Raw genomic sequence first — 17,703 nt, 5'->3', positions numbered from 1 at the left:
TACCATCCGCGCTTCACGGAGATTTGCCATGATGTGTCGTTGGTTTGTGGCCGCGCTGGCGGCCGTGGGGTTGTGTGGGGCGGCGGGTGCCCAGCCCGAAGCTGCGCCGATCCGGTTGGCGCTGATTGAAGGTCTTTCAGGCCCGTTTGCCAACGCGGGCGAAGCAGTCGAGCGCAATCTGCGCATGGCCATCGAAGGTGTGAATGCGCGCGGTGGTGTGAAGTTGCCCGATGGCAGCCATCCGCTTGCGCTCGTGCGCTTTGATAGCAAGAACACGGTTGATGTGTCGTTGCTGCAGTTGCAAGCCGCTACCGATGCCGGTATCCGCTTTGTGCTGCAGGGCAACAGTTCGGCGGCAGCGGCAGCGTTGTCGACGTCGATCTCGCGCTACAACGAACGTCATCCGGACGCGCGCGTGCTCTTCCTGAACTACGCCGCCGTCGATCCTGCGCTGACCAACGAAGCATGCAGCTTCTGGCATTTCCGCTTTGACGCATCGGCCGACATGCGCATGCACGCGCTCACGGAAGTGATTCGCGCGGACAAGGCCGTCAAAAGGGTCTACCTGATCGGGCAGGACTACACGTTCGGCCGCCAGGTGGCGCAACTGGCGCGGCAGCAGTTGAGCGAGAAGCGGCCAGACGTCGCAATTGTTGGTGAGGTGTTGCACCCCATCGGCAAGGTGAAGGATTTTGCGCCGTACGTGGCGCGCATTGCCGCGTCCGGTGCGGATACGGTCATCACCGGCAACTGGGGTAATGATCTGACGCTGCTCGTCAAGGCCGCGCGGGATGCCGGACTGAAGGCGCGGTTCTTTACGTTCTATGGCAACTCGCTGGGGGCGCCAGGTGCGATGGGCGACGCAGGCGTTGGCCGTGTGGTGGCGGTTGCGGAATGGCATCCGAATTTGGGCGGTGCCAAGTCCGACGCGTTCTACAAGGCCTTCCGCGCCCGCTATCCCGCCCCCGCCGACGACTACCCGCTGCTGCGTGACCAGATGATGGTCGACATGCTGGCGGCGGCCATCAAGAAAGCGGGAACCACGGAAGCCGCCGCCGTCGCACGTGCGCTGGAAGGCGCTTCTCTGGACAACGGCTTCCACCGCATCACGCTGCGGCCCGAGGATCATCAAGCCATCCAGCCCCTTGTTGTCACGCAGATGGAGCGTGCGGGCACGCCCGGTGCGCCTTTAGATATCGAGGGCTCCGGCTACGGGTTTCGTACGTTGAAAGTGATCCCGGAAGCTCAAGCAGCCCTCCCAACGACGTGCAAGATGGCGCGCTATTGACGGAAACGAGGGTGGGGCTGTCGCTGGAGTGGGGTTCTAGGCTATAATCGCGGTCTTGCTGTCCAGGTCCAGACTCGGGTGGGGCGGCAAGATCATTGTTCAACACGGCACCAACGGCGGCTATTCAGGCGCTGCAGTGTCCGCAAGTCAAAGGAATCAAAATGTCCGTCGCTGACATCAAAAAGCAAGACATCGTCAAAGATAACGGCCGCAGCGCCAACGATACGGGTAGCCCGGAAGTGCAAGTTGCATTGCTGACCGCTCGCATCAACGAACTGCAGCCGCACTTCAAGGCGCACATGAAGGATCACCACAGCCGTCGCGGCCTGCTCCGCATGGTGAGCCGTCGTCGCCGTCTGCTGGACTACCTCAAGAGCAAGGACGCTGACCGTTACACCGCCCTGGTTGCGAAGCTGGGTCTGCGTAAGTAATGGTGGGTATCACGCACTGCGCGTGATGAAAAGTGCCTGCGTCAGCGTGCTGATGCAGGCATTTTGTTTTTGGCGGCTGCGTTTGTGGCCGCGCCGGGCAACCGGTGAGTGATGGCAGTCGGCCAGTTCAAGATGAAGCGGCTGCCAAGGACCGGGGGCGGCAGGAAGCAGGGCCTTGTGTCATTCCAACGCGGCATTGATGCCAGCGCTGCGCTGGAATGGCATAAAACACACCTCTGCAACCGCACCGTCTTACGGGAACGTGTTTGTCGCGGTGAAGCGCAATGAAGCGCGCCGCGAATACCGAACAGGAGATGCTATGACCATGTTCAATAAGGTCGTCAAAGAATTCCAATGGGGCGGCCATAAGGTCCGCATGGAGACGGGTGAGATCGCCCGTCAGGCGAGCGGCGCTGTGCTGCTCGACATGGACGACACCGTCGTGCTCGCCACCGTGGTGGGCGCCAAGAACCCGAAGCCGGGCCAGGACTTCTTCCCGCTGACCGTCGATTACCTCGAGAAGACCTACGCCGCCGGCAAGATCCCGGGTGGCTTCTTCAAGCGCGAAGGCCGTCCGTCGGAAAACGAAACGCTGACCTCGCGTCTGATCGATCGTCCGCTGCGTCCGCTGTTCCCGGAAGGCTTCTACAACGAAGTCCAGGTCGTGATCCACGTGCTGTCGATGAACCCGGAAGTGCCGGCTGACATTCCGGCGCTGGTGGCGGCTTCGGCTGCGCTGGCCGTGTCGGGTCTGCCGTTCAACGGCCCGGTGGGCGCTGCCCGCGTGGGTTACAAGGATGGTCAATACCTGCTGAACCCGAATCGCGCTCAACTCGCGCATTCGGATCTGGACCTGGTTGTGGCCGGTACCGAGCGTGCCGTGCTGATGGTCGAGTCCGAAGCGCAGCAGCTGTCGGAAGAAGTCATGCTGGGCGCCGTGGTGTACGGCCACGAGCAGATGCAGATCGCCATCAACGCGATCCACGAACTGGTGCGCGACGGCGGTAAGCCCGAGTGGGATTGGCAAGCTGCTCCGAAGAACGAAGCGCTGGTCGCCAAGGTGTCCGAGCTGGGCCTGGCCGATCTGCAAGCCGCTTACCAACTGCGCCAGAAGTCGGCCCGCAGCCAGAAGCTGAAGGAAGTCTACAAGTCGGTTGCGACCAAGCTGGCCGAAGCCGGTGTGGAAGCCGACGGCGTGGAAGTCGACAACATCCTGTTCGAACTCGAATCGAAGATCGTGCGCGGTCAGATCCTGAACGGCGAACCGCGTATCGACGGCCGCGACACCCGCACGGTGCGCCCGATCGAGATCCGTTCGTCGGTGCTGCCCCGTGCCCACGGCTCGGCTCTGTTCACGCGCGGTGAAACGCAAGCGCTGGTGGTGGCCACGCTCGGCACCAAGAGCGACGAGCAGATCATCGACGCGCTGCAAGGCGAGTACCGTGACCGCTTCATGCTCCACTACAACATGCCGCCGTTCGCCACGGGCGAAACCGGTCGCGTGGGCAGCCCGAAGCGCCGCGAAGTCGGCCACGGCCGTCTGGCCAAGCGCGCGCTGATCCCGGTGCTGCCGAAGGACGACGAATTCGCTTACACGATCCGTCTGGTGTCGGAAATCACCGAGTCGAACGGCTCGTCGTCGATGGCTTCGGTGTGCGGCGGTTCGCTGGCACTGATGGATGCTGGCGTGCCCCTCAAGGCGCACGTGGCCGGCGTGGCCATGGGCCTGATCCTGGAAGACAACAAGTTCGCCGTGCTGACCGACATTCTGGGTGACGAAGATCACCTGGGCGACATGGACTTCAAGGTGGCGGGTACCGACGCTGGTATCACCGCGCTGCAGATGGACATCAAGGTGCAGGGCATCACCAAGGAAATCATGCAGGTGGCGCTGGCGCAAGCCAAGGAAGGCCGTCTGCACATCCTGGGCAAGATGCAGGCTGCCATGGGCGGCGCTCGCACCGAGCTGTCGGAGCACGCCCCGCGCATGATCACCGTCAAGATCAATCCGGAGAAGATTCGCGACGTGATCGGCAAGGGCGGTTCGACCATCCAGGCGCTGACCAAGGAAACCGGCTGCACGATCGACATCCAGGAAGACGGCACGATCACTATCGCGTCGACTTCGTCGGAAGGCATGGCAGAAGCCAAGCGTCGCATCGAAGGCATCACGGCCGAGGCCGAAGTGGGCAAGATCTACAACGGCACGGTTCTGAAGCTGCTGGACTTCGGCGCGATCGTGAACATCCTGCCGGGCAAGGACGGTCTGCTGCACATCTCGGAAATCGCCAACGAGCGCGTGAACCAGGTTTCCGACTATGTGAAGGAAGGCCAGGCCGTGCGCGTGAAGCTGCTGAGCACCGACGAGAAGGGCCGCATGCGTCTGTCGATCAAGGCTGCCAAGGCTGAAGAAGGCGACGTGCCTGCCGCTGCACCGCAAGCCCCGGGTGCTGGCGACGCTGCCTCGCAGCAACAGCAGCAACAACAGCAGTAAGCGAGCGGTTTTCGCCAAGAAAAACGGCTGGACGATGTCCAGCCGTTTTTTTGTTTACACTGCGTCGCGAGTTCCCTCCCGTTGTCTCTTCGCGCCCCATCATGAGCCGTCTGTTCGAGCAAAACCGCATCGCCATCGTCTGGGATTTCGACAAGACGCTGATCCCGCGCTACATGCAAGTGCCGTTGTTCGACCGTTTCAATATCGCCGAGCAGGGTTTCTGGGACGAAGTGGCTGCTGGCGCGCGCGAAATCGAATCGCGCGGCCAGAAGGTCAACCAGGAAACGTTCTACCTCAACGTGCTGCTGCGTCATGTGCGCGACGGACGCATGGGCGGCCTCGACAATGCCACGCTGCGCGAGCTGGGCGCTGAACTCGAATTCTTTCCCGGCGTGACCAATTTTTTCGAACGCAGCAAAGCGTGGGTGCGCGACAACGCGGCGTACCAGGCGTTCGACATCAAGCTCGAGCACTACATTGTCAGCACAGGCCTGACAGAGATGATCAAAGGTTCGCCCATCGCCCCATACATCGACGGCGTATGGGGCTGTGAATTCCTCGAGGCGCCCGAGTCGAGCGCAAACGGGCGGCCGGTCATCTCGGAAGTCATCTACGCCATCGACAACACCACCAAGACGCGGGCGCTGTTCGAGATCAACAAGGGCGTCAACAAGCACCCGGAAGCGGTGAGCGTGAATTCGTCGATTGCCGAGGACGAGCGCCGCGTGCCCTTCGCCAACATGATCTACGTGGCGGATGGGCCGAGCGATATTCCCGCGTTTTCGGTTGCCCGCAAGGGCGGTGGCCGCACCTATGCGGTCTACAACCCTGAGAGCCCTCGCTCATTCGAACAGGCCGACAACTTGCGTGCGGATGACCGCGTCGACATGCTCGGCCCGGCCGACTATCGCGCTGGCTCGCCGACGGAGATGTGGCTCAAATTGCATATCGGCAAGATCGCCGACGGCATCGTCCACGGCAAACAAGAAATCATGCGCGAGACCACCCGCGGCATTCCGCAGCACTTTGTCGAGCCCAAGCGTAGCGTCTCGTAACTCACGCCCTGCGTCTTAACCTCATTGATCCGATTCCCATGAAAGCGATTGAAATCACGCAATACGGTGGCCCCGAAGTCTTGCAGCTTGGCGAGCGGCCGATGCCGGAAGCCAAGGCCGGCGAGGTGCTGATCCGCGTGCGCGCTGCCGGCGTGAACCGGCCGGATGTATTTCAGCGTACGGGCAACTATCCGGTGCCGCCCGGCGCCTCGGATATTCCGGGGCTGGAAGTTGCCGGCGAGATCGTCAGTGGCGATCTGGCGCATGCTGACAATCGCTACGGCCTGAAGGTGGGCGATCGCGTCTGCGCACTGGTGCAAGGCGGCGGCTACGCGGAGTTTTGCACCGCGCCTCTGGGTCAAGTGCTGCCTGTGCCGGCTGGCCTGTCCGATGTCGAAGCGGCTGCGTTGCCGGAGAACTACTTCACCGTTTGGTCGAACGTGTTCGATCGCGGCTTGCTGGGGCAGGGCGCGCACGGTGCCGATGAAACATTGCTCGTGCAAGGCGGCTCCAGCGGCATCGGCACGACGGCTATTCAGATCGCCTCCGCATTGGGCCACCGCGTTTTCGCAACGGCGGGGAGCGCCGACAAGTGCGCCGCCTGCGTCGAACTGGGTGCCACGCGCGCCATCAATTACAAGACCGAAGATTTCGTCGAAATCGTCAAGGCCGAAACGGGACGCGGCGCTGACGTGGTGCTCGACATGGTCGGCGGCAGCTATGTCGCGCGCGAAATCGCCTGCACCGCCGACGACGGCCGCATCGTCTTGATTGCGCTGTTGGGCGGTGCCAAGGCCGAGGTGCCGCTCGGCGACATCCTGCGTCGACGCATCACGCTGACGGGCTCGACGCTGCGCCCGCGTCCGGTTGCATTCAAGGCGGCCATCGCCGCCAATCTGTATGAAACCGTCTGGCCGTTGCTGTCGTCGGGGCGTATCAAGCCGGTCGTGCACGAGGTCATGCCGGCCGCACAGGCGGCGCAGGCGCATGCCTTGATGGAATCGAGCGCGCATATCGGCAAGATCATGTTGGTTTGGGATTGACGCTAAGACGCCAAAATTGACCCTGTTTTTGCCGCCGCGGTAGAATGCCGGGTTTATTTGACAGTCGACCGGGCAAAACGTGAACGCAAGACCGAAGCTGGTGGTGGGCAACTGGAAGCTGCATGGCAGCCTGAGCACGAACGCCGCGCTGCTTGAACAGATCAAGGCCGCAGGCAAAACCGGCGCCGCGCTGGCAGTGTGTGCGCCGTTCCCGTACCTGGCGCAGTGCCAGTCGCTGCTCACCGGTTCTGCGGTGGCCTGGGGCGCGCAGGACGTGTCCGCTGAAGCGCGCGGCGCCTTTACGGGCGAAGTGGCGGCCTCGATGCTGTCGGAATTTGGTTGCGGCTACGTGATCGTTGGCCACTCGGAGCGCCGCTCGTACCACGGCGAAACCGATGCGCAAGTGGCGACCAAGGCCCTGCGCGCGCTGGAACACGGCATCACCCCGATCGTCTGCGTAGGCGAAACGCTGGCGCAACGCGAAGCAGGTGAGACCGAGCAAGTGGTCGGTCGGCAGCTGGATGCGGTGCTGGAGGCGCTGTCGGTGGAGCAGCTGGGCCGTATCGTCGTGGCCTACGAGCCGGTTTGGGCCATCGGCACCGGCAAAACCGCCACGAGCGAGCAGGCGCAAGCTGTGCACGCGTTCCTGCGGGCGCGCGTTGCTGCCCGTGACGCTGGTGTGGCGCAGCGCCTGGCGATTCTGTATGGCGGCAGCGTCAAGCCCGACAATGCCGGCGAATTGTTTGCTATGGCGGACATCGACGGCGGCCTGATCGGCGGCGCATCGCTGAAGGCGGAAGATTTCCTGGCGATCGGTCGCGCATAAACGACGAATCGGGTCGCCATGTCCCCATGTGCGGCTGCAACATAATATTGAGAGAAACGAAATGGCAATTCTGAAGACTCTGCTGCTGGTGGCGCAAATTCTGAGCGCGCTCGGCGTGATTGGTTTGGTGCTGCTGCAGCACGGCAAGGGCGCCGACGTCGGGGCGGCGTTTGGCTCGGGGGCCTCGGGTAGCTTGTTTGGTGCCACGGGCTCGGCCAACTTCCTGTCGCGTACGACGGCCGTGCTGGCTACGGTGTTCTTCATTGCCACGCTGGCGCTGACGCTGATCGGCACCAGCAAGGGCAGCGTGTCTGCGGGTGTGATGGGTTCGGTCGCACCTGTTACGTCGACGGCATCGGCGCCGGCAGCCTCGGCTCCCGCCGCTGCTCCGGGTGCAGCTTCCTCGCCGGCCGTGCCCAAGTAATTTGATGTAACGATCGCGGCGTACTGTCTGGGTTTTTCAGCGCGCCGCGAAGCATAAGATTTTTCTTTGTGCATTGAACAAAAGCTTCGCTTTGCGGTAGAATGCAAGGCTTGAAACAATACGGAAAACGGGCAGGGGCGCTAAGTCTCAACCGGGTTCCTGATAGAGTTTCTTCCCCCAGCCGACGTGGTGAAATTGGTAGACACGCTATCTTGAGGGGGTAGTGGCGAAAGCTGTGCGAGTTCGAGTCTCGCCGTCGGCACCAATCAAATTCGGGGTCTGTTCCACGGGATGTTCCGCGCAGGCCCCTCCGCAAGACGATGCGCAGTCGAGGCGTCGTAAGGCTGCGGACCCGGCGCCTTCGATGGGGCGACAAGGCGCCGCCTGCGGGCAGTGCTGTTGCAACCATTCAAAAAGGCGGGCGTCCCTTGAACCTCGAAGCCTATTTCCCCGTACTGTTGTTCATCGTTGTCGGTGTTGGCCTTGGCCTTGCTCTGATGACCATCGGCCGAGTCCTCGGTCCGAACAATCCCGATCCTGACAAGCTCTCGCCGTACGAGTGCGGCTTCGAAGCATTCGAAGACGCGCGCATGAAGTTCGACGTGCGCTATTACCTCATCGCCATCCTGTTCATCCTGTTCGATCTGGAGACCGCGTTCCTCTTCCCTTGGGGCGTGGCGCTGCGTGAGATCGGCTGGCCGGGGTTCTTCGCGATGGGCGTGTTTCTTCTCGAGTTTCTCGTGGGCTTCGTCTACATCTGGAAAAAAGGCGCGCTCGATTGGGAGTGATGTGAAATGGCGATCGAAGGCGTACTCAACGAAGGCTTTGTCACGACAACCGCTGACAAGCTGATCAACTGGACCCGTACTGGGTCCCTGTGGCCGATGACGTTCGGTCTGGCATGCTGTGCCGTGGAAATGATGCACGCTGGCGCGTCGCGTTACGACCTGGACCGTTTCGGCGTCGTGTTTCGCCCGTCACCGCGTCAGTCTGACGTGATGATCGTGGCCGGCACGCTGTGCAACAAGATGGCGCCGGCGCTGCGCAAGGTGTACGACCAGATGGCCGAGCCTCGCTGGGTCATCTCGATGGGCTCGTGCGCGAACGGCGGCGGCTACTACCACTACTCGTATTCTGTCGTTCGCGGCTGTGATCGCATCGTGCCGGTCGACGTGTACGTGCCCGGCTGCCCGCCGACGGCCGAAGCGCTGATCTACGGCATCATCCAGTTGCAGGCCAAGATCCGCCGCACCAACACCATCGCGCGCAAGGCCTGACATGACCGAGAAGCTTGCCACCCTGAAGGCCGCGCTGGAAAAGGCGCTGGGTAATCGCGTTCAAAGCCTGACCGAGTCGATCGGCGAACTCACTCTCGTAGTGAAGGCTGCCGATTACTACGACGTCATGCACACCCTGCGCGACGATGTCGCGCTCAAATTCGAGCAACTGATCGACCTGTGTGGCGTCGATTATGCCGACTACGGCGACGGTGCCTGGAACGGCCCCCGTTTTGCCGCTGTGGTGCATTTGCTGTCGATCACGCACAACTGGCGTGTCCGCGTACGCGTGTTCGCGCCGGACGACGATCTGCCCGTGGTGCCGTCCGTGACCACGATCTGGAATTCCGCTGACTGGTATGAGCGTGAAGCGTTTGACCTCTATGGCTTGGTGTTCGAAGGCCATCCGGACCTGCGCCGCATCCTGACCGACTACGGCTTCATTGGCCATCCGTTCCGCAAGGACTTCCCCGTGTCTGGTTACGTGGAAATGCGTTACGACCCGGTGCAGCGCCGCGTGGTCTACCAGCCGGTAACCATCGAGCCGCGCGAGATTACGCCGCGTGTGATCCGTGAAGATCAATACGGTGGTCTGAAGCACTGAAGGGCGCCCGATCATGGCAGATATCAAGAACTACACCCTGAACTTCGGTCCGCAACACCCGGCCGCGCACGGCGTGCTGCGCCTTGTGCTTGAGCTGGACGGCGAAGTCATTCAACGTGCCGACCCGCACATCGGTCTGCTGCATCGCGCGACGGAAAAGCTCGCCGAACAGAAGACCTGGATTCAAAGCGTGCCGTACATGGACCGTCTCGACTACGTGTCGATGATGGTCAACGAGCACGCCTACGTGATGGCAATCGAGCGCCTGCTGGGTCTCGAGGTGCCGCTGCGCGCCCAGTACATCCGCGTCATGTTCGACGAGATCACGCGGATCATGAACCACCTGATGTGGATCGGTTCGCACGCGCTGGACGTGGGTGCCATGGCGGTGTTCCTGTACGCCTTCCGCGAGCGCGAGGATCTGTTCGACATGTACGAGGCGGTGTCGGGCGCGCGCATGCACGCGGCCTACTACCGTCCGGGCGGCGTGTATCGCGACCTGCCCGACACGATGCCGCAATACAAGGCATCCAAGGTGCGCAATGAGAAAGCCTTGGCCGCCCTGAACGAAGCGCGTTCGGGCTCGCTGCTGGATTTCATTGAAGACTTCACCAACCGCTTCCCGAAGTACGTTGACGAATACGAAACGCTGCTGACGGACAACCGGATTTGGAAGCAGCGCCTGGTTGGCATCGGCGTGGTGAGCCCGGAGCGCGCACTGAACAAGGGCTTCTCCGGCGCGATGCTGCGCGGTTCGGGCATCGAATGGGATGTGCGCAAGAAGCAGCCGTACGAGGTTTACGACCGCATCGATTTCGATATCCCGGTCGGCGTGAACGGCGATTGCTACGACCGTTATCTGGTGCGCGTGGAAGAAATGCGCCAGAGCAATCGCATCATCCGTCAGTGCATTGAGTGGCTGCGCAAGAACCCGGGCCCGGTGATCACCGATAACCACAAGGTGGCGCCGCCGTCGCGCGTGGACATGAAGACCAACATGGAAGAGCTGATTCACCACTTCAAGCTCTTCACCGAAGGTATGCATGTGCCAGAAGGCGAGGCGTATGCCGCCGTTGAGCACCCGAAGGGCGAGTTCGGCATCTATGCCATCTCCGACGGCGCCAACAAGCCGTACCGTCTGAAGATCCGCGCACCGGGTTTCGTTCATCTGGCCGCGCTCGACGAAATGGCGAAGGGTCACATGATTGCCGATGCCGTCACGATCATCGGTACGCAGGACATCGTGTTTGGCGAGATCGATCGCTGAACCCGCAGGAAACAACGGTTTGACGCGCAGGCAAGCGCGGCTGTGAAACGAGGACGCACGCCGGGGTAAGGCAGTCAGGTAATACGCCCCGCGTCCCGCACCAATCGCAACGAACATGCTATCAGCAGAAGCTCTCAAGGAAATCGACCGGGCGGTCGCGAAATATCCCGCCGACCAGAAGCAGTCCGCCGTGATGGCGGCGCTGGCGGTCGCGCAGAGCGAGAAAGGCTGGGTCTCGCCCGAAGTCATGCAGTTCGTGGCCGAGTACCTCGAAATGCCGCCGGTGTGGGTCGAGGAAGTGGCGACGTTCTACAACATGTACGACACCAAGCCGGTTGGCCGATTCAAACTGTCGGTGTGCACGAACTTGCCGTGCGCGCTGTCGGGCGGCGAACGTGCTGCCGACTACCTGAAGAAGAAGCTGGGCATCGGTTTCAACGAGACCACCGCCGACGGCAACTTCACGCTGAAGGAAGGCGAATGCATGGGCGCGTGCGGTGATGCACCGGTCATGATCGTCAACAACACCCACATGTGCAGCTTCATGAGCAACGAGAAGCTCGACGCGCTGATCGCCGACCTCCAGTCGAAGGCGCCGACCAACGGAGCAGGCAAGTAAATGACCTCCCTGCACGATCGACATATCCAGCCGTTGATTCTCGCCGGTCTGAACGGCGACAACTGGCACCTCGAAGATTACGTCAAGCGTGGCGGCTATCAGCAGCTGAAACGCATCCTCACTGAGAAGATCACCCCCGAGCAGGTCATTGCCGACGTGAAGGCCTCTGGCCTCCGCGGCCGTGGCGGTGCAGGCTTCCCCACGGGCCTGAAGTGGAGCTTCATGCCGCGTCAGTTTCCGGGCCAGAAGTATCTCGTTTGCAACACGGACGAAGGCGAGCCGGGCACGTTCAAGGATCGCGACATCATCCGGTACAACCCGCACGCGCTGATCGAAGGCATGGCCATCGGCGGCTACGCGATGGGCATCACCGTGGGCTACAACTACATCCACGGCGAGATCTGGAACGAATACAAGATCTTCGAACAGGCACTGGAAGAGGCGCGCGCTGCGGGCTTCCTCGGTGACAACATCCTGGGGTCCGGCTTCAACTTCCAGCTGCATGCGCACCATGGTTATGGCGCGTACATCTGCGGTGAAGAGACCGCACTGCTCGAGTCGCTGGAAGGCAAGAAGGGCCAGCCGCGGTTCAAGCCGCCGTTCCCCGCGAGCTTTGGCCTGTACGGCAAGCCGACCACCATCAACAACACCGAAACCTTTGCCGCGGTGCCGTTCCTGCTGGCCATCGGTCCGGATAACTACCTGAAGATGGGCAAGCCGAACAACGGCGGCTCGAAGATCTTCTCTGTGTCCGGCGACGTGGAGCGTCCGGGCAACTACGAGATTCCGCTCGGCACCCCGTTCTCCAAGCTGCTGGAGCTTGCGGGCGGCATGCGCGGTGGCAAGAAGCTGAAGGCGGTCATCCCGGGTGGATCGTCGGCGCCGGTGGTGCCGGCTGATCTGATGATGGCCTCCGACATGGACTACGACTCGATCGCCAAGGCGGGCTCGATGCTGGGTTCGGGCGCCGTCATCGTGATGGACGAAACGCGCTGCATGGTGAAGTCGCTGCTGCGCCTGTCGTATTTCTATTACGAAGAGTCGTGCGGCCAGTGCACGCCGTGCCGTGAAGGCACCGGCTGGTTGTACCGCGTCGTCGATCGCATCGAGCACGGCAAGGGCCGCCAGGAAGACCTGGACCTGCTGAACAACGTGGCCGAAAACATCATGGGCCGGACCATCTGCGCACTCGGCGATGCCGCTGCGATGCCGGTCCGCGGCATGCTCAAGCACTACTGGGATGAGTTCGCGTATCACGTCGAACACAAGCAGTGCATGGTGCCCACCTACCTTTAAGCGTGGCAGAACATGGTTGAAATCGAAATTGATGGCAAGAAGGTCGAGGTTGCCGAAGGCAGCCTGGTGATGGAGGCGGCCCGCCAGACGGGCACCTACATTCCTCACTTTTGCTATCACCGCAAACTGTCGGTCGCGGCCAACTGCCGGATGTGCCTGGTCGAGGTCGAGAAGGCGCCCAAGGCGCTGCCGGCCTGCGCCACGCCCGTCACCGCGGGCATGAAGGTCTTCACAAATTCCGAGAAGGCAGTGAAGGCGCAGAAGTCCGTGATGGAGTTCCTGCTGATCAACCACCCGCTGGATTGCCCGATCTGTGACCAGGGCGGCGAGTGCCAGTTGCAGGACTTGGCCGTGGGCTACGGCAAGTCTGAATCGCGCTACCAGGAAGAGAAGCGTGTGGTGTTCCACAAGAATGTGGGCCCGCTGATCTCCATGGAAGAGATGACGCGCTGCATTCACTGCACACGCTGCGTCCGTTTCGGCCAGGAAATTGCCGGCGTGATGGAACTGGGCATGCTCAACCGCGGCGAGCATTCCGAGATCACGACGTTCGTCGGTCAGACTGTTGACTCCGAGTTGTCGGGCAACATGATCGACCTGTGCCCCGTTGGCGCGCTGACCAGCAAGCCGTTCCGCTATTCGGCCCGTACGTGGGAACTGGCACGCCGCAAGTCGGTGTCGCCGCACGATGGCCTGGGCGCCAACGTGATCGTCCAGACGAAGAATCAGCGCGTGATGCGCGTTCTGCCGCTCGACAACGAAGCCATCAACGAATGCTGGCTGTCCGATAAGGACCGTTTCGCCTATGAAGGCGTGAACAGCGACGACCGTCTGACCCAGCCGATGCTCAAGCAAGGCGGTCAGTGGAAGGCGGTCGACTGGACCACCGCGCTGGAATACGTGGCCAACGGCTTGAACGAAATCAAGCGTGATCACGGCGCTGAGCAGATTGGTGCATTGGCCAGCCCGCACAGCACGCTGGAAGAGCTGTTCCTGTTTCAAAAACTGGTGCGCGGCATTGGCAGCGACAACGTCGACTTCCGTCTGCGTCAGTCCGATTTCTCGGTCAAGCCGGCGGGTGCTCCGTGGCTCGGCATGCCAATCGCCGACGTGTCGCTGCTGCAGCGTACGCTGGTCGTAGGCTCTTTCCTTCGCAAGGATCACCCGCTGCTGGCCGCGCGTCTGCGTCAGGCAGGCAAGAAGGGCGCGCAACTGAGCGTGATCGGCGCAGGTGGCGAAGATTTGCTGATGCCTGCAACGCATTTGCTGGGCGCGCCGTCGCAATGGCTGTCGCTGCTGTCGCAAGTAGCGGTGGCGGTGGCGGCTGCCAACAACGTTGCCCGCCCGGGTGGCACCGATGGTATCGAAGCCGGTGAGGTTGCCAAACGCATCGCTGCGAGCCTTGCGTCGGGAGAGCGTAAGGCTGTGTTCCTCGGGAACGCTGCTGTGGCGCATCCGCAGTTCTCGCAACTGCATGCGCTGGCCCAGTGGGTGGCGCAGCAGACCGGCGCGACGCTGGGCTTCCTGACGGAAGCGGCCAACACCGTGGGCGGCTACATTGCCGGTGCGTTGCCGCAAGGCAATGGTCTGGACGCCGCCGCCATGCTGGCGCAACCGCGTCGCGCTTACGTGCTGCTGGGCGCTGAGCCGGAATTCGATACCGCGAACCCCGTGCAAGCCCGTGCTGCACTGGACCAGGCTGACACCGTGATCGTGCTCGCCCCGTTTGCTTCCCGCGCCGCCCTTGAGTACGCGGACGTGCTGCTGCCGACGGCTCCGTTCACGGAAACGTCGGGCACGTTCATCAACTGCGAAGGTTTGCCGCAAAGCTTCAACGGCGTTGTGCGCGGCCTGGGCGATTCGCGTCCGGCGTGGAAAGTTCTGCGCGTGCTGGGCAACCTGCTGAACGTCTCGGGGTTTGAATACGACAGCTCGGAAGTGGTGCGCGACGAGGTGCTGGCAGAGCCCGTCAGCGAGCGTTTGTCGAACGCGACGACCGCACAGACCGCCGCGCCTGCTGCCGCTGCGGCAGGCATCGAACGTCTGGCCGATGTGCCGATCTACCACGCCGACCCGATCGTGCGTCGTGCGGGCTCCCTGCAACTGACGGCTGCAGCACGCGCCGCAGTGCGTGCTGGCGTGCCGGCAGATCTCTATGCACAGCTGGGCCTGGCCAATGGTGATGCCGTGCGCGTGACGCAAGGGCAGACCAGTGTGGTGCTGCCGGCTGTGCTGGACAAGTCGCTGGCTTCCGGTGTGATCCGTGTGCCCGCCGCGACCGAGGCCTCGGCGCAGCTGGGTGCCATGTTCGGTGCGGTAAGCGTTGAGAAGGTTGAATCGTCCGCGCTGGCGGCTACGGTGTAAGGGTCAACATGATCGAGTCGATTACTTCTTTCGGTACCGCCACCTTCGGTGGGTGGTGGCCGCTGATCTGGACGCTGGTCCGTGCGGTCTGCATCATTCTGCCGCTGCTGCTGTGCGTGGCTTACCTGATCCTGTGGGAGCGCAAACTTATCGGCTGGATGCACGTGCGTCTGGGCCCGAATCGCGTGGGCCCGATGGGCCTGCTGCAGCCGATTGCCGACGTGCTGAAGCTGCTGCTCAAGGAAGTCATGGTGCCGAGCGCGGTCAGCCGTGGCATGTACATCATCGCGCCGCTGATGGTGCTGATGCCCGCCGTCGCGATCTGGGCGGTGATTCCGTTCCAGGCCGAGGCGATGGTGTCGAACATCAACGCCGGCCTGCTGTACGTGATGGCGATCAGTTCGGTCGGCGTGTACGGCGTGATTCTGGCGGGCTGGGCTTCGAACTCGAAGTACGCGTTCCTCGGTGCGATGCGTGCCTCGGCACAGATGATTTCGTACGAAATCGCGATGGGCTTCGCGCTCGTGACGGTGCTGATGGTGACGGGCAGCCTGAACCTGTCGGACATCGTTAACTCGCAGAACCGCGGTTTCTTTGCAGGTCACGGTATCAACATCCTGTCTTGGAACTGGCTGCCGCTGCTGCCGATGTTCGGCGTCTACTTCATCTCGGGTGTGGCTGAAACGAACCGCCACCCGTTCGATGTGGTGGAAGGCGAATCCGAAATCGTGGCCGGCCACATGATCGAGTACTCGGGCATGGCGTTCGCGCTGTTCTTCCTGGCCGAGTACATCAACATGATCGTGATCTCGGCGCTGACGGCGACCCTGTTCCTGGGCGGCTGGGCTTCGCCGATCGACGCACCGGTCCTCAACTGGATTCCGGGCTTCTTCTGGCTGCTGATCAAGGTTTTCCTGCTGCTGTCGGTCTTCATCTGGTTGCGCGCATCGTTCCCGCGTTATCGCTATGACCAGATCATGCGTCTGGGCTGGAAGATCTTCATTCCGCTCACTGTGGGCTGGCTTGTCGTCGTCGCCATCTGGTTGGTGTCGCCGTGGAACATCTGGAAGTAACGGGACAATAGGAAGGCACCATGTTGCTTGCCATCAAGGAATTCTTTAACAGCCTGCTCCTGAAGGAACTCTTCAAGGGGCTGGCGCTGACCGGGCGCTACCTGTTTGCGCGCAAGATCACTGTTCTCTTTCCGGAAGAGAAGACGCCGCTGTCGCCGCGCTTTCGCGGTCTGCATGCGCTGCGTCGCTATCCGAACGGCGAAGAGCGCTGCATTGCGTGCAAGCTGTGCGAAGCCGTTTGCCCGGCCCTGGCCATTACGATCGAGTCGGATCAGCGCGACGACGGCACCCGTCGCACCACGCGCTATGACATCGACCTGACCAAGTGCATTTTCTGCGGCTTCTGTGAAGAGGCTTGCCCGGTGGACGCCATCGTCGAGACGCACATCCTGGAATACCACGGTGAAAAGCGCGGCGATCTGTATTTCACCAAGGACATGCTGCTGGCCGTGGGTGATCGCTTCGAGCCGGAAATTGCGGCCAACAAGGCGGCCGACGCAAAGTACCGCTGACTCAAGACGTCCGCCGTGCAGCCGGAGTTGGCGGGCGTTGCAGTTGACATCCCGGTTGGACAACGGCTCTTCGAGAGCCAACCAGTTGCGGTGGCGTCATGCCACCGCGGCTTTGGACAAGCGCGTGCCGCAAAACGGCCCGTGCCAGGATCATGGAAATCACGACGATCATCTTCTATTGTTTCGCGCTCGTGCTGGTGCTCGCAGCGCTGAAGGTCATCACCGCGAAGAACCCGGTGCACGCGGCGCTTTTCCTCGTGCTCTCGTTCTTTACTGCGGCGGCGATCTGGATGCTGCTCAAGGCGGAATTCCTCGCCATCACGCTGGTACTGGTCTACGTTGGGGCAGTGATGGTGCTGTTCCTGTTCGTGGTGATGATGATCGATATCGACATCGAACACCTGCGACGCGATTTCTGGACCTACGTGCCGATGGCAGCCTTCGTGGGCGTCGTCATCATCCTGGAAATGGCTGTGGTGCTGACTAAGACCTTCATGGGCCGCGTGCAGCCCGTGCAGGAGTTGCCGAAGGGCTTTACCGGCCCGAACACGCAGGCGCTCGGGAAGCTGATCTACACCGATTACATCTATGCCTTTGAAGTGGCCGGCGCGGTGCTGCTGCTCGCGATTGTCGCGGCCGTGGCGCTGACCGCACGCCGCCGCAAGGACACCAAGGCCCAGAACGTGTCCGAGCAAATCCGCGTGAAGCGCAAGGACCGCGTGCGTCTGGTCTCGATGCCGGCGGAAAAGTCGGCTGGCGCAGCTTCGGCTGAATCCAAGAGCTGAGCCCCGGGAGAACCCATATGTCTTCGCTATCCCTTGCCCATTACCTCGTGCTCGGCGCGGTGCTGTTTGCCATCAGCATCGTCGGCATCTTCCTGAACCGCAAGAACGTCATCGTGCTGCTGATGGCGATCGAACTGATGCTCTTGGCGGTCAACCTGAACTTCGTCGCGTTCTCCCATTACCTGGGGGATCTGGCGGGGCAGGTGTTCGTGTTTTTCATCCTGACGGTGGCCGCGGCGGAATCCGCGATCGGTCTCGCCATCCTGGTGGTGCTGTTCCGTAATCTGGACACCATCAACGTCGACGATCTGGACAGCCTCAAGGGCTGACCTCCGCATCCACCTA

The 17,703-nt window shown here is 62.0% G+C and carries 18 protein-coding genes and 1 tRNA gene; all 19 read left to right on the top strand.

The window, feature by feature from the left end:
* Positions 1-31 precede the first annotated feature (31 nt).
* Entirely contained in the window at positions 32-1,288 is a 1,257-nt protein-coding gene (locus R2676_RS00195) for a branched-chain amino acid ABC transporter substrate-binding protein (protein WP_206275284.1), read from the top strand.
* Positions 1,289-1,449: 161 nt separating this feature from the next.
* Positions 1,450-1,719: a 30S ribosomal protein S15 gene (gene rpsO, locus R2676_RS00190; RefSeq protein ID WP_012436069.1), complete on the top strand. Its 270-nt coding sequence runs from the start codon at positions 1,450-1,452 to the stop codon at positions 1,717-1,719.
* A gap of 319 nt (positions 1,720-2,038) precedes the next feature.
* Entirely contained in the window at positions 2,039-4,213 is a 2,175-nt protein-coding gene (pnp, locus tag R2676_RS00185) for a polyribonucleotide nucleotidyltransferase (RefSeq protein ID WP_037027177.1), read from the top strand.
* A 101-nt stretch (positions 4,214-4,314) separates the two neighbouring features.
* Complete coding sequence (locus R2676_RS00180; protein WP_206275166.1) at positions 4,315-5,268, top strand: HAD family hydrolase; 954 nt, start codon at positions 4,315-4,317, stop codon at positions 5,266-5,268.
* A gap of 38 nt (positions 5,269-5,306) precedes the next feature.
* Positions 5,307-6,311: an NAD(P)H-quinone oxidoreductase gene (locus R2676_RS00175; protein WP_102066411.1), complete on the top strand. Its 1,005-nt coding sequence runs from the start codon at positions 5,307-5,309 to the stop codon at positions 6,309-6,311.
* Between the two features lie 79 nt (positions 6,312-6,390).
* Complete coding sequence (tpiA, locus tag R2676_RS00170) at positions 6,391-7,137, top strand: triose-phosphate isomerase (RefSeq protein ID WP_206275167.1); 747 nt, start codon at positions 6,391-6,393, stop codon at positions 7,135-7,137.
* A gap of 61 nt (positions 7,138-7,198) precedes the next feature.
* A complete protein-coding gene (gene secG, locus R2676_RS00165) occupies positions 7,199-7,561 on the top strand; it encodes a preprotein translocase subunit SecG (protein WP_102066409.1) in 363 nt (120 codons plus the stop codon).
* A 180-nt stretch (positions 7,562-7,741) separates the two neighbouring features.
* Positions 7,742-7,826, top strand: a tRNA-Leu gene (locus tag R2676_RS00160).
* Between the two features lie 163 nt (positions 7,827-7,989).
* The gene (locus tag R2676_RS00155) at positions 7,990-8,349 is read left to right on the top strand and encodes an NADH-quinone oxidoreductase subunit A (protein ID WP_004630810.1); all 360 of its coding nucleotides are present in this window, start codon (positions 7,990-7,992) and stop codon (positions 8,347-8,349) included.
* 6 nt (positions 8,350-8,355) lie between these two features.
* On the top strand, positions 8,356-8,838 hold the full coding sequence (locus tag R2676_RS00150) for a NuoB/complex I 20 kDa subunit family protein (protein ID WP_004630808.1): 483 nt from the start codon (positions 8,356-8,358) through the stop codon (positions 8,836-8,838).
* A 1-nt stretch (position 8,839) separates the two neighbouring features.
* Positions 8,840-9,442 carry an NADH-quinone oxidoreductase subunit C gene (locus R2676_RS00145; protein ID WP_206275168.1) on the top strand — a complete coding sequence of 201 codons (603 nt, stop codon included), beginning with the start codon at positions 8,840-8,842 and terminating at the stop codon, positions 9,440-9,442.
* A 13-nt stretch (positions 9,443-9,455) separates the two neighbouring features.
* Positions 9,456-10,709 carry an NADH-quinone oxidoreductase subunit D gene (locus R2676_RS00140; protein WP_178960395.1) on the top strand — a complete coding sequence of 418 codons (1,254 nt, stop codon included), beginning with the start codon at positions 9,456-9,458 and terminating at the stop codon, positions 10,707-10,709.
* 115 nt (positions 10,710-10,824) lie between these two features.
* Positions 10,825-11,328 (top strand): NADH-quinone oxidoreductase subunit NuoE, encoded by a 504-nt coding sequence (gene nuoE / locus R2676_RS00135; RefSeq protein WP_004630801.1) that lies wholly within the window; start codon positions 10,825-10,827, stop codon positions 11,326-11,328.
* Complete coding sequence (nuoF, locus tag R2676_RS00130; protein WP_009241061.1) at positions 11,329-12,624, top strand: NADH-quinone oxidoreductase subunit NuoF; 1,296 nt, start codon at positions 11,329-11,331, stop codon at positions 12,622-12,624. It begins immediately after the preceding gene.
* A gap of 12 nt (positions 12,625-12,636) precedes the next feature.
* On the top strand, positions 12,637-14,988 hold the full coding sequence (nuoG, locus tag R2676_RS00125) for an NADH-quinone oxidoreductase subunit NuoG (RefSeq protein ID WP_206275169.1): 2,352 nt from the start codon (positions 12,637-12,639) through the stop codon (positions 14,986-14,988).
* 8 nt (positions 14,989-14,996) lie between these two features.
* On the top strand, positions 14,997-16,061 hold the full coding sequence (gene nuoH / locus R2676_RS00120) for an NADH-quinone oxidoreductase subunit NuoH (protein WP_009241059.1): 1,065 nt from the start codon (positions 14,997-14,999) through the stop codon (positions 16,059-16,061).
* A 20-nt stretch (positions 16,062-16,081) separates the two neighbouring features.
* Positions 16,082-16,573, top strand: a complete 492-nt coding sequence (gene nuoI, locus R2676_RS00115; protein ID WP_003261939.1) for an NADH-quinone oxidoreductase subunit NuoI — start codon at positions 16,082-16,084, stop codon at positions 16,571-16,573.
* 152 nt (positions 16,574-16,725) lie between these two features.
* Positions 16,726-17,358 (top strand): NADH-quinone oxidoreductase subunit J, encoded by a 633-nt coding sequence (locus R2676_RS00110; RefSeq protein ID WP_102066406.1) that lies wholly within the window; start codon positions 16,726-16,728, stop codon positions 17,356-17,358.
* 17 nt (positions 17,359-17,375) lie between these two features.
* Positions 17,376-17,687: an NADH-quinone oxidoreductase subunit NuoK gene (gene nuoK / locus R2676_RS00105; RefSeq protein WP_004630788.1), complete on the top strand. Its 312-nt coding sequence runs from the start codon at positions 17,376-17,378 to the stop codon at positions 17,685-17,687.
* Positions 17,688-17,703: the final 16 nt, after the last annotated feature.

Source organism: Ralstonia flatus, from assembly GCF_958439105.1.
GTDB classification, from domain to species: Bacteria; Pseudomonadota; Gammaproteobacteria; order Burkholderiales; family Burkholderiaceae; genus Ralstonia; species Ralstonia flatus.
This window is presented reverse-complemented; position numbering and strand designations above follow the sequence as displayed.